Source organism: Reinekea blandensis MED297, from assembly GCF_000153185.1.
GTDB classification, from domain to species: Bacteria; Pseudomonadota; Gammaproteobacteria; order Pseudomonadales; family Natronospirillaceae; genus Reinekea; species Reinekea blandensis.
This window is the reverse complement of the sequence record NZ_CH724152.1, coordinates 216754-229975: the sequence shown is the minus strand read 5'-3', so window position 1 is coordinate 229975 and position 13222 is coordinate 216754. Positions and strand designations below refer to the sequence as shown.

Genomic DNA, 13222 nt, shown 5'->3' with positions numbered 1-13222 from the left:
GTCAGCCAGGTAAGGCATGATGACGGTGTCACCACCGATACCTTTCACATATCGATAACCGCATCGACGTCACTTCGCAGTGAGTCGATCCCTTCGTGATGAGAGATAACTTCAATACCATGAGCATCAAGTTTCTTCTTATAGTCTTTCGCTGAGAGGTCGCCCGCCCGGCCAAAGGTTTCAATCGACGTAATGCCCGCAGCTTCGATGTACGCTAGCTGAGCATCAATATTTCCTGCATTTCGCATCGTCCACATTTGAACGGCAATGGGCAGTTCGTCGGTCGTTCTGCCGCTTTCAGCCAGGACCTGGCCTGAAGCAGCGCCTAAGATAATCGCCAGTGCAGAAGCACCAATCACTTTTGACAGCTGGAATGTCATTGTTTTTTTCTCCGCTTTCATTCGGTTGAGTAATCGTTGGTTCACACAAGGTAGTGTGTCGCTAAGTTGTATTTGTTCATTTGCGCAGCTTTAAGCGGCGTTGTTGGTCGAGTAACCGCATTAAAGCAAGTCTGAAGATCATCATGACTGACTGAGCTTTGGACTGTCTTAATGCGCGGAAAAATGTAATCGTTTACAAATTAGGTGTCAATAACCCCACTATATAGAGGTTTAAAGGAAATAACCGATTACATTGTTGTGTAACTTTAAGTAATTGGCCGGTTTTTGCAGTTGTTAACTCTGCAAATGAGGGATCATTTCATTGTGTTGAAAAGAGTGCATTTGGCTTAAAAGCTATGAAACTAAAGGGCTGTGGCATTATTCGCTAAGTCGATAACGGACTTTCTCATTATTACACCAAGTTATGCATGCGAGCTCACTTGCGTAGAAATAGCCGATGAAAACGATTACTCGAAAGTTGACCTGAGTCATCTTTGCGAACTCTGGAAAATACGTGTGAAATACTGGTCGAAAAACAGCCAGTATAAGCAATTTCGATTTAATGTCCTGCTGATTAAGTTCATTAACGCTTTTGGTAATTTGCTAAAAAGCAAACCGCATGAGCCACTGAGGAATCCGCTGAAACCCAGTGTTTTAGCGGGTTTTTTCCCAGTTTCTGTCGTTGGTCGCCGTTCTTTTTAAATGTTCTAACACCGCAAGGCCTCTGATAAGGGATCTTATTGGCTGCAGCTTTTATCGTTTATCGCACTCTTAAGTGAGGCCCAAAATAAAAGCGTTTGTAGTGATTCGAGCGAAGTTAATTTCAAACACAAATGTTCAAGGGTGCTTGACACCCGATTTTCCGGGATGCTCTAATGTAATCCATTACATCAATACCAATAAGTACAAACAGTAAGGTGTTTATGAAGACGATCAAAGGGCCTGGCCTCTTTCTGGCGCAATTCATATCAGATGAAGCGCCATTTAATACTCTGGAAGGCATATGTGAATGGGTGGCGAGTATTGGCTACAAAGCCATTCAAATGCCGACCAATGATTCTCGCTTTTTCGATTTAGAACGCGCCGCAACAGACTTAGCCTACTGTGCTGATTTTAAAGCCACGCTGGAAAAGTACGGTTTGGAACTCAGCGAGCTTTCAACTCACCTACAAGGCCAGTTAGTTGCGGTTCATCCGGCTTATGACGAGCTTTTCGATGCCTTTGCTCCTGAGGTCTACCATGGCAATCCACAGGCTCGCCAGGAATGGGCTGTTGAGCAGCTAATGCTCGCCGCTAAAGCCAGCAAAAATTTAGGCCTTAAAGCCCATGCAACCTTTTCCGGATCGCTGCTGTGGCCATTTTTGTACCCCTGGCCACAACGTCCCGCGCAGTTAGTTGAACAAGGCTTCGAAGCGCTCGCAGAACGTTGGCTGCCAATTCTGGATGCATTCGACGCCGCTGGCGTGGATGTTTGCTATGAAATTCACCCAGGTGAAGACTTACATGACGGTGCGACGTTTGAGCGTTTCTTAGCCGCAGTAGACCACCATCCGCGCGCCAATATCTTGTTTGACCCCTCGCACTTTCTATTGCAGCAGCTCGATTACCTGGCATTTATCGATCGTTTCCATGATCGAATCAAAATGTTTCACGTTAAAGATGCAGAGTTCAATCCATCGGCGACTCAGGGAGTTTATGGCGGTTATGAAAGCTGGGTCGACCGCGCGGGCCGGTTCCGTTCTCTGGGCGATGGGCAAGTCAATTTTGTGGGCATTTTCTCTAAGTTGTCGCAATACAACTTCGATGGCTGGGCCGTTGTTGAATGGGAGTGTGCCATTAAAGATCAGGAGCAAGGCGCTCGTGAAGGCGCTGAGTTTGTCAGCAAGCACATCATTGAAGTGACTGAAAAGTCCTTTGATGATTTTGCCGGCGTTGCCACGGATGCAGAAAAGAACAACCGATTACTTGGTTTAAGTACGTCGGATAAATAAATACAAGAAGTTAGGTAGCGTTATGAGTCACAGAATCAGAATGGGCATGGTTGGCGGCGGTGTTGGTGCGTTCATAGGCCCAATACATCGAATCGCCTCGAGAATGGATGACCAGTATGAGCTGGTTGCCGGTGTGTTCAGTAATATTGAGCAGGAAAACACTGAGAGCGCCGAGTTGTTAGGTGTTGCCTCTGAGCGATGTTACGCCGATTACCGGGAAATGTTTGCTGTAGAAGCTGAACGTGAAGATGGCATTGAAGTCGTTGTGATCGTTACGCCGAACTTCTTGCATTTTGAAGTCGCAAAAGCGGCTCTGGAAGCTGGCTTAGCCGTTATCTGCGAAAAACCAATGACGCTGACTCTGGCCGAAGCGATTGAGCTGGATCAGTTAGCTGAATCCACTGGTGCTCCGTTTTTGCTAACCCATACTTACAGTGGTTACCCGCTGGTACAGGAAGCACGTCAGTTAATCGCGGATGGTGAGATTGGTGATGTACTTACTTTTTCAGTTCAGTATTTACAGGAATGGCTCACCAAAGAACCAGAGAAAAATGACCGACAAGCGGCATGGCGTCTGGATGCCAAACTGGCTGGCGCTGCCGGTTGCTTAGGGGACATTGGTACCCACGCCTTTCAGTTGGCAAGCTACATAATGGATGCCGACCTGACATCAATCAGCGCTAATCTAACGCGTTCGATCCCTTCTCGCCAAGTTGATGACAACGTTCATGCGACACTGGTATTTAACGACCACATACGCGGCCATTTGTGGGCGAGTCAAACGGCTCCGGGCATTGAGAACAACCTGAATATCAAAGTCGTGGGCCGCAAGGCGACACTCGAATGGTCTCAGGAAGAGCCCAATGTGATGTGGCTGCGTCCTTATGGTGAACCAAGCAAGCGTATCACCCGCCGTGCCGAGTTCCTTGGTGAGTACGCAGCGTCGAGCACCCGCACACCCGGTGGGCACCCTGAAGGTTATCTGGAAGCTTTCGCGAATCTGTACAGCAAGTTTGCTGAAAAAATTCGCAAACAGGGATTCAAAAAAGGGTGGCTGGCGGATACCCGAACGGGTGTTCAGGGAATGCAGTTCATTGAGTTGGCCATTGAATCCGATCAACGAGGTGGTGAATGGGTTCATGTAGGGGAAGATGCATGAACACCGTGCCGCTTAAACTCGAGAACATCGCCAAATCTTTTGGCCAGAACCTGGTGCTGAAGGATGTATCGATTGAACTGAATCGCGGAGAAGTGCTGGGAATTTTAGGCGAGAACGGCGCGGGTAAATCGACGCTCTTGAAGATTATCAACGGTGTTTACGAAGCTTCAAGAGGTATTGTTGAAATTGAAGGTCATCGTTTCGAGAAAGTGACTCCTGAGTTGGCGAAGGCGCATGGGGTTGCGATGATTCCTCAAGAATTCAACTTAGTACCCACGCTGTCCGTTTTTGAAAACGTATTTTTAGGTCGCGAACTACGGCACCCGATCACGAAACTGTTAGACAAGCGCAGTATGCGCCAGAAAACAGCTGAAGTGTTAACGGAGCTCGAGGCGAACCTTGATCCTGATGCAACGATAGAAACCTTAAGCGTCGCCCAAAAGCAAATGGTGGAAGTGGCCAAGATCCTGATCTTTGATGCCCGAATCGTGATCATGGACGAACCCACCACCGTGTTAACGGACAAAGAAGTCGCCGTTCTGTTCCGAGTGGTTGAGTCCTTAAAGGCAAAGGGCGTCACCCTGTTATTCATTTCGCATAAGTTAAAAGAAATCAAATCCATGTGTGACCGCTTACTGATTCTACGCGATGGTGAGCCTGTCTACTTTGATGCGGTTTCTGCCTTATCTGAACATGACATGGCAGTAAGAATGGTGGGACGTGAGTTAAACCAGATCTATCCGGCCAAAAACGAAGATATTGGTGAGGTTGCCCTGGAAATTAATGAGCTGAGCGATACACAAAACCGCGTCAAGGATGTGTCTTTACAAGTACGTCGTGGAGAGGTTTTGGGGCTTGCTGGCCTGATTGGCTCGGGCCGTACTGAAATCGCTGAGTGCATTTTTGGCTTGCGCAAATGTCAGTTTACGAGCTTTAAAAAAGACGGTGCAGACATTCGTGTTAAAAGCCCGAAAGATGCCTTTAACCTAAACATCGCGTTGCTGTCTGAAGACCGCCAGGGTGCGGGTTTGGTGATGAACTTTGACCTGCCTCAGAACATCACATTGGTGTCACTTAAAAAGTACCTAAAACCATTAATTGATCACAAAAAAGCACTTGATGTGGCTGGTCAATATAAGGGTGAGTTTTCCATTAAATCCGACAGCTTGACCATGGAAGTTGGGCGTTTAAGTGGGGGGAATCAGCAGAAAGTGTACCTGGCCAAATTAATGGACACCAACCCTGACGTGCTGATTCTGGATGAGCCGACTCGTGGTATCGATGTGAATGCAAAAAAAGAAATCTATCACTTTGTGAATGAGTTAACTCAAAAAGGCATCGCCGTGTTGCTGATTTCTTCTGAACTGGAAGAAATTATCGGCTTAAGTCACCGGGTAATTGTGATGCGCGAAGCCAGACAGGTTGCTGAGCTATCAGGCAGTGATATTAACGAAGAAAAAATCATGTATTACGCGGCCGGTGTTAATCAGGACTCAGCCGAAGAAACTTTGTCAGGAGCCATAGCATGACTACTCAAATGACTTCCAACGTTAACCCGTTAATGCGTGTCATAAAACGCATCGACTTCGCGACTTATGCACCGCTGATCGCATTGGTTGTGCTTTTTATTGCCTCCAGTATCGCCAGTGAATATTTTCTAAACGCGAGAAACATTACCAATATCCTAAGACAGGTGAGCTATACCGGAATCATCGCAATTGGCGCTACCTTCGTCATTATTGCGGCTGGCATCGACCTGTCTGTCGGTTCGATGGTCGCACTGGTGGGTGTGGTCACCATGTTTGCCATCAACTCAATAGCCGGAGACGTCGGTGGCGTGTTTTTTGGCATCGCCGTAGCGCTGGTCTTTGGCGCGGCTTTAGGGGCGATTAATGGCGTGATGGTGACGAAAGGGCGGGTAACGGCCTTCATCGTAACGCTTGCAACGATGTCAATCTTCCGCTCAGTGGCGCTCTACTTGTCGGACGCCGGAGAAGTTGTTGGCAACAATAACCTGTACCCCGAGATAGGCGGTGGGTACTTCATGGGGGTTCCATTTCCTGTCTGGGTATTCTTTTTACTCGCTGTCTTCGCTCATATCCTGCTTCGCCATACAGCGTATGGACGGCATGTGTGTGCGGTAGGTTCCAATCCAAATGTTGCCCGTTATTCAGCCATTCCTGTTGAACGGGTGATCTTCTTAACCTTTGTTATTGCCGGGTTCTGCGTCGGTGTGTCAGCCGTCTTGTTGAGCTCACGCCTGAACTCTGTGGCTCCTGGCGATATGGGTGCATATTTCGAACTCGACGCGATTGCGGCTGTTGTCATTGGCGGCACGAGCTTAGCGGGAGGTCGAGGTACGATTGTTGGTACGGTTATCGGGGCTTTGATCCTGGGCATCATCAACAACATGTTAAATTTGCTGGGCGTTTCTGCTTACCTTCAGGGTTTGGTTAAAGGCTTGGTAATTTTAATCGCAGTGCTACTGCAATACAAAAACAACAAGTAACTTCGGTGTTTTTTTAAAAACATTAAAAGGAAACAACAATGAAATTGATAAAAAAAGTTAAGCAGTTGACGCTCGTCGCTGCAGTCGCACTTGGGTTTGTTTCACAGTCAATGGCTGCTGACAGTCTTCGTGTTGGGGTGAGTGTTCCTGCAGCCGATCACGGTTGGACGGCGGGCTTGCTCTGGTGGGCGAACAAAGCGGCCGATGAGTTGGGTGCAAAATACGATGACGCCGAGTTTTTCGTTGTCGCGGCTAACTCCGGTACTAAGCAAGTTGCAGACGTCGAAGATTTGATGGTGAAAGGTATTGATGCGTTGGTTATCTTGCCGCACAACCCAAATACGCTGCAGCGCGTGATTGCTGAAGCCTACAATGAAGGCGTTTACACGGTTGTTGTTGACCGCGAACTGGAAACGCCAGCGCAAAACGTGTTCATCGCCGGAGACAATCCTGGCATGGGTACTCAAGCCGCTAAATACATCGCTGATCAGTTAAACGGTAAAGGCGATGTGGTGGTTCTTGAAGGCTTATCTATTCCAATTAACGACCAGCGTGTTGACGCGTTTGAAGCCGAAATTGCTAAGTACAGCGGCATCACCATTCTGGATTCACAGCCTACCGACTGGAACCCACAGAAAGCGCTCAGTGTTATGGAAAACTTGCTGCGTAAGCACCAAAACATCGACGCAGTCTGGGCAGGTGACGATGATGTACTCAAAGCTGCGATGACCGCCATTAAAGAATCCGGCCGTACTGATATTAAAATCGTCGTTGGTGGCGGCGGTTCAAAAGACGTCATCGAAATGGTGCGTAACGGTGATCCATTGGTTCAGGCAACGGTGACTTACTCACCTTCGATGGTTGCCTCTGCAATCGCACTTGCTGTTCATGGTGCCCATGGTGAGCACCTGGGTGACATGTACCACGGCGTACCTTCACGTGTTGTTCTTGCGGCTGATTTGATCACTGAAGACAATGCTGATGAGTTCTATCAAGCCGAAGCCGCTTATTAATAAGCAATGCTTCTCGTGAGCTTCATTGATTGAAGCTCACCATCTAAAAGGCCATTTACTGTGAATGGCCTTTTTTTGTTTTTCAATGTTCGTGTATTAAAGATAATACCTAGACTCCCCCTCATCTTTGAAACCTGACTCAGCGGTGACGCAGGGTGCATTCATTGGATGAGTCACGCCCTGTACGTGAGCCATGCTCGTTATGGTTATCTGGAACTTACCCCTTAGTTTGTCAAGGTGCGATGCAACGGAACTGACATGCTTGCTTCGGCTTTCCTTTCTGGTTTAACTTTAAATACCACACACGGTTTAATTAAACGCGGAGGCGAACTTGCCTAAGTCTATCGGTGTACTGTTTCTTGTTACTATGACGCTTTTATCAAACACCAAGGTGTTTGCTGACGATGCTATGAGAAAGCAATGTTACGAAGAGGGATATAGTGCATGGTCAGCTGAGAAGACCAGACCTCAGGAGAGGCAGTCGAGTGTTACTGCCATCGGGGGTGGACTGAGCATTCTCGGTCAGGTACTTGGTGAGGGCAATTCCGGGGAAAGACCCGGAAAGGCGGCCACTAGATTGCATGCGGCGGCGGCTGAGTATGGTCTTTTTGAACTCGCGCCAAGTCAGGGACATCCTGCCAGTCTTGCTGTCTGTCGTCGTTATTACCAAGAAGATGCCAGAGTGGCGCGTGTCAGGTTACAGAGTGAAACCTGTACAACAAGACGTTTCTATTCTTATCAATGGGGAAATGCCGTCGAGTATTTTGAAACGACGTGTCAGACAGGGCGGTTTTACTCTTACGAAAGAAATCCGGATATCTGGTCTCGGTAGCGCAGCACAACACTGCCCCGCGGGCGGTGCTGATATCAGGAAAAACAGTTTCTTACGGTAAGTACGGGCAAGAGACTTCTGAAGTTTTACAGATAGGAAAATCTTAACTTCATTGGTTAAGCCGCGGAAACATCCTGTTTCCGCATTTGTCGGCCTGATGTTCTATAAGTTTCATAGGTAAACCGGCTGGCCTTTACAGAAAGGCGAGGGTTGGTGTGCTCCTGATTAGCCGCAACGGGTAGCACCCGGTTAGCTCACTGCACTCCGCTAACCCGGTGTTAAACCCCGAATCCGTTCCGATCGACGGCGCAACAGCTCAACCGTGGTTAACAGCAAAATCGACAGGGCGACCAATACCGTTGCAACCGCCAGAATGGTCGGGCTGATCTGCTCACGCAAGCCGATAAACATCTGCCAGGGCAGCGTCTTCTGTGCAGAAGAGCCGACGAACAGCACCACAACCACTTCGTCGAAAGACGTAATGAAGGCGAACAGTCCACCAGAGATGACCCCCGGCAGAATTAACGGCATCTGAATTTTCCAGAAGGTGGTGATCGGGTTTGCGCCCAGGCTGGCAGCCGCCCGTGTCAGTGAGCGGTCAAAGCCGACCATGGTGGCGGTCACCGTAATAATCACGAATGGGATACCCAGTACGGCGTGTGCCAGTACGACCCCCCAGTACGTTCCCTGCAAGCCGATGCGGCTGAAGAAGAAGTACATACCGGCGGCCGAAATGACCAGTGGAACAATCATTGGTGAAATCAGAAAGGCCGTGATTAATCGTTTGAATGGCATGTGCGGGTTACTTAGCCCAATTGCCGCCAGGGTACCGAGCGATACGGAGATTAATGTTGCCACCGGTGCGATGCGGATTGAGTTCAGAATCGCGCCGGTCCAGTCGCTGTTGGTGAAAAAGTCCTGGTAGTGTTTTAACGAATAGCCGGCCGGGTCAAACGCCAGCATCTCCTTGGTAAAGGTAAAGAAGTTTTGTGCGTTAAACGACAACGGGATGATGACGATGATCGGTGCGACCAGAAAAAAGAAAATCAGCCCGCACAGGACCCGGAAACCGTAAAACCAGACCTTTTCGCCGGTGCTGGCATAACTTGGCAGTGTATTCATATCCATTTACCCCAGTTTCAGGTTGTCGATGCCGACGAACTTGTCGTATAGCCAGTACAGAATGACCACCGCGAGCAACAGGATGCCACCCAGTGCGGAGGCGAGACCCCAGTTCAAGGAGCTGGAAATGTGGTAGGCGATGCGGTTGGAAATGAAGATGCCTTCAGTGCCCCCCACAATGGCCGGCGTAATGTAGTAACCAATCGCCATGATGAAGACCAGAATGGAACCGGCCCCGATGCCAGGCACTGATTGCGGGAAGTAGACGCGCCAGAATGCTGTCCAGTTCGTGGCGCCCAGAGACTTCGCCGCGCGGACATAACTCGGTGGGATGGTCCGCATCACCGAGTACATCGGCAGAATCATAAACGGCAACAAAATATGCGTCATGGCGATGATGGTACCGGTCTGGTTGTTCATCATCACCAGTCGGTTGGCATCGTCGACCAGCCCGACCCAAACCAGCAGATCATTGATGACCCCCTGTTGTTGCAGCAGGACTTTCCAGGCCGAAGTTCTCACCAGCAGTGACGTCCAGAACGGCAGTAAGACTAAAATCAGCAACAGGTTGGCCTTGCGCATGGGCAGTGACGTCAGGAAGTAGGAAATCGGGTACGCCAGCAGAATACTGGAAATGGTAATGACCAGGGACATGAACAGCGTCCGGCCAAACAGCAGCCCGTAAATTTGTCGGGACTCGGGCTGGGCTTCTATGCCGTCCGCCGTTTTCTGCATGTCGACGGCATTCAGCAGGTATCCGTCAGTGATGGTTGGTGAAAAGCGTTTGATGGTGCCCCACACGGATGGCAGCAGCCAGTCTTCATCGGCGTCGGCAAATTGCTCACGCAGGCTTACCGGCTCAAACGATTGTGCGGCGCTGACGGTTTCAGACCAATTGTCCATCAACGCAACGGGTTGGCCGATATTGTTCAGGTCACGGTACAACGCGAAATAAATTAAATCTTCAGGTTCTTCTTCGCTGAGTTCGTCTTCTTCAGCGATCAGCAGTTGTGTCCAGTCGTCCCAGACACCAGCGGTCTCGGGCAGCTGGTTGGCAAATTCGGGGTGTTCACTGAGTGTGATCCAGTGCGTGGGGTCTTCCCAGCGCGGATCAAAGTCGATGAAGGCATCGGTGAGTTCATCGGTATCAAAACGGTCGACTCGGCGGCCGGTGCGTCGAAACAACGACGACATGCCGGTTTCCTGATAGTTCAGACGGGAACCGAGTCGGGTATGAATCTTATTTTCGGCGGCAAAAAAGAGGTCGTAATAGAGCGCAATGAAGACGTCTTCTTCCGGTGGCTCATTTTCGCTTTCTTCCCAATCGGACAGCGCTTCGACCGTGCGTGGCAATGTCTCGGAGACGATACGGTTGTCGACGGCGCGGTACAGCATGTCGGCAATCGGAGCCAGAAAAGTAATCAGGACAAAGACCAGTAACGGAACCACCAGTAAAAAGGCGCGGATTTTCTGCGCTCGAAGTGCCCGTTGCAGGCTCTGTTCCAACGGACGTCCGTCGGCAGCCAGGGGAATTTCAGGAGTCGATTCGTTTTGCATAAGCCGTGTCAGCAGTGCTCTGTTTCAAGGAAGAAAAGGGGAGTGGCTCAGGCCACTCCCGTATCCGTCGGGTTCTTATCGAACCAGCCAGGCCTGGAACTTCGCGTCGATATCGTCGCGATAATCGGCCCAGAACTCGTAGTTATACAGGAAGGTATTCTTCGAGTTGTTCGGGTCAGTTGGCATGTGTGGTGCCATTTCGATGCCCAGTTCAGCATGCTTGCCGACTAAGGGGGCTGACGACTCACGAGCCGGACCGTAGGAGATGTACTTCGCCTGATCGGCCAGACGCTGAGTGTCTGTGGCGAAATACAGGTAATCCAGCACTTCTTCGACACGCTCATCGGGCAGACCCGCTGGGATGATCCAGCCGTCGAGGTCAAAGACCTGAGCGTCCCAGAGCATTTCAACCGGCTGATTCTGTTCAACGATCAGCGAGAACAGACGGCCATTGTAGGTAGAGCCCATGATCACTTCGCCGTCGGCCAGCAACTGTGGCGTATCGGCACCGGCTGACCACCAGATCACGTCATCTTTGATGGTGTCCAGTTTGGCCAGTGCGCGTTCCTGACCGGCGTTGGTTTCAAGAACGTCGTAGACCTCATCTTTTGGCACGCCATCACACAGCAGCGCCCATTCCATGTTGTTGATCGGGCGTTTTTCCAACGAACGTTTGCCGGGGTAGGTTTCAGTATCGAAAATTGCACAGATGTCTGTTGGTGGGTTATCACCCACGGCGTCTGAACGGTAACCGACGGTCGTTGAATAGACGATCTGTGGAATGAAGCAGTCAGAGACGATCAGATCACCGAAGTCGTCACTGGCATCGGTGCCGTCCGGAGCCGGTGCCAGTACGTCGTCGTGATCAACTTCCATCGCCAGGCCTTCGTCGCATAAACGCAGCGCGTCCGAGGCCACCACGTCAACCAGATCCCAGGTGACATTGCCGGCTTCGTTCATGGCACGCAGCTTGGCAACGGCTTCCGCGGAGCTTTCATCGTTGATGATGTTGATGTCCGGATTCATCTCCATGTATGGGTCGTGATAGGCCTTCTGTTGAGATTCAGAATAGGCGCCGCCCCAGGACACAATCGTCAGATCGGTCGCCAGTGCGCTGCCAACAGTAGCCAGCGTCATCACACCGGCGGCCAGGGTTTTGCTTAACGTCATAGGTGTAGTCCTCACTTTTGCTCGTTTCGCGTTAGAACCGCTTGCCTTGCATAGAAGCGGTGAGAGTGGCGCATTATGCGCTTCTGACATCGAGGGCCCGGCAATCGTCTGCAGGCCAGCCGACATCGATGGTTTCGCCAACCGCGACCCGGTGGGATTCCGGGGCATTCGGGATCTTGGCAATAAAGTTGGTGTCGCCGTGAACGTCCATCCGGCAGCGGATGTGGTCACCGAGGTAAATCAGCTCAAGCACTTTGGCCTGGGTGACGTTCTGTTTGGCTTCGTGCGCCAGTTGCACTCGTTCAGGACGAATCGAGAGCAGCGTACGTTCGCCCGCGGCACCGCAGTTGACAGCCAGGGCGGAGGTTTCTGCGCCGTTATCCAGTTTCACGACAGCCTGATCGCCATCGATTGTCGACACGGTACCCATGAGCCGGTTGTTTTCACCGATGAACTGGGCCACAAACGAGTTGGTCGGGCGTTCATAGAGTTCTTCCGGTGTCGCCAGCTGTTGAATGATGCCGTCATCGAACACCGCGACCCGATCGGACATGGTCAGCGCCTCCGATTGATCGTGCGTCACATACACCACGGTAATGCCCAGTTGTTCATGCAGATGTTTGATCTCGTACTGCATGTGTTCGCGCAGCTGTTTGTCGAGCGCGCCAAGGGGTTCGTCCATCAGCACCAGTTCCGGTTCGAATACCAGCGCGCGGGCGAGCGCAATACGCTGCTGCTGACCACCCGAGAGTTGGGCGGGGCGGCGATGCATGAAATCGTCCATCTGCACCATGCTCAGCGCGCGCTTTACTTTCTGTTCGCGGTCGGCTTTGCCGATCTTGCGTACTTCTAACGGGAAGGCGAGGTTTTCGCCGACCGTCATGTGCGGGAACAGTGCATAGTTCTGAAAAACCATGCCGATGCCGCGTTTGTAGGGGGGGATGTTGTTGATGGCCTGGCCACCGAGTTTAATCTCGCCGTGGGTGGCGGTTTCGAAACCGGCCAGCATCATCAGGCAGGTGGTTTTACCGGAGCCAGACGGCCCGAGCATGGTCAGAAACTCGCCCTTGGCTATGTCCAGGTTCAGGTTTTTAACAACCAGGTTCCGGCCATCGTAGCTCTTCTGAACGGAATCAAACACGACAAACTGATCATCTTGTGCCTCGGACACGAATGCTTCCCTCTCTCGCCATCGCAGTTTTGATCTGGGTTCAAAACTGTCTTGTGTTGTAAGTATTTTTTCAGACTACCGGGTGTTCGCAAGGCAGGCAAGTGTTCATTTCTTAGACGCAATTCACTGTTTTGGTGCAAATGTGGTCAAAATTGCTGGATTTTTCGGACAAAAATTGATGTGAGTCGGTTGTAAATGCGGTGTTTTAGCGTATCTCTGTTCGATAGTGTTCTATCTATTTTTTGAACCTTAAGTGGTTGATAGCAAACAAAAAATGCCACTCGAAGCATCAGGCTTTCTGCCAGGTGACCCCCTTGT

10 protein-coding genes are annotated in these 13222 nt (G+C 50.5%); 5 read left to right on the top strand and 5 right to left on the bottom strand.

Going from position 1 to position 13222, the window contains the following annotated elements; all coding sequences use genetic code 11:
* Positions 1 to 44: 44 nt before the first annotated feature.
* Positions 45 to 401, bottom strand: a complete 357-nt coding sequence (locus MED297_RS12705) for a hypothetical protein (protein ID WP_008045512.1) — start codon at positions 399 to 401, stop codon at positions 45 to 47.
* A gap of 902 nt (positions 402 to 1303) precedes the next feature.
* Here MED297_RS12705 and MED297_RS12695 point away from each other — a divergent pair.
* Genes MED297_RS12695 through MED297_RS12675 form a run of 5 tightly spaced genes read left to right on the top strand, consistent with a single transcriptional unit; the run spans position 1304 to position 7052 of the window.
* A complete protein-coding gene (locus MED297_RS12695) occupies positions 1304 to 2371 on the top strand; it encodes a sugar phosphate isomerase/epimerase family protein (protein ID WP_008045509.1) in 1068 nt (355 codons plus the stop codon).
* Positions 2372 to 2393: 22 nt separating this feature from the next.
* Positions 2394 to 3530, top strand: coding sequence for a Gfo/Idh/MocA family protein (locus MED297_RS12690; RefSeq protein WP_040557209.1), 1137 nt, complete (start codon positions 2394 to 2396; stop codon positions 3528 to 3530).
* Positions 3527 to 5059, top strand: coding sequence for a sugar ABC transporter ATP-binding protein (locus tag MED297_RS12685; RefSeq protein ID WP_008045505.1), 1533 nt, complete (start codon positions 3527 to 3529; stop codon positions 5057 to 5059). The genes MED297_RS12690 and MED297_RS12685 overlap by 4 nt, the downstream gene beginning before the upstream one ends.
* Positions 5056 to 6039, top strand: coding sequence for an ABC transporter permease (locus MED297_RS12680; protein ID WP_008045503.1), 984 nt, complete (start codon positions 5056 to 5058; stop codon positions 6037 to 6039). Before MED297_RS12685 ends, MED297_RS12680 begins: the two co-directional genes overlap by 4 nt.
* 38 nt (positions 6040 to 6077) lie before the next feature.
* On the top strand, positions 6078 to 7052 hold the full coding sequence (locus MED297_RS12675; protein ID WP_008045501.1) for a substrate-binding domain-containing protein: 975 nt from the start codon (positions 6078 to 6080) through the stop codon (positions 7050 to 7052).
* A gap of 1099 nt (positions 7053 to 8151) precedes the next feature.
* Here MED297_RS12675 and MED297_RS12665 read toward each other — a convergent pair.
* From MED297_RS12665 to MED297_RS12650, 4 genes are all read right to left on the bottom strand, one after another.
* Positions 8152 to 9006, bottom strand: a complete 855-nt coding sequence (locus tag MED297_RS12665) for an ABC transporter permease (protein WP_040557329.1) — start codon at positions 9004 to 9006, stop codon at positions 8152 to 8154.
* A gap of 6 nt (positions 9007 to 9012) precedes the next feature.
* Positions 9013 to 10563 carry an ABC transporter permease gene (locus tag MED297_RS12660; RefSeq protein WP_008045498.1) on the bottom strand — a complete coding sequence of 517 codons (1551 nt, stop codon included), beginning with the start codon at positions 10561 to 10563 and terminating at the stop codon, positions 9013 to 9015.
* Between the two features lie 75 nt (positions 10564 to 10638).
* Entirely contained in the window at positions 10639 to 11733 is a 1095-nt protein-coding gene (locus MED297_RS12655; protein WP_008045497.1) for an extracellular solute-binding protein, read from the bottom strand.
* A gap of 73 nt (positions 11734 to 11806) precedes the next feature.
* Positions 11807 to 12904, bottom strand: coding sequence for an ABC transporter ATP-binding protein (locus MED297_RS12650; protein WP_008045496.1), 1098 nt, complete (start codon positions 12902 to 12904; stop codon positions 11807 to 11809).
* Positions 12905 to 13222 lie beyond the last annotated feature (318 nt).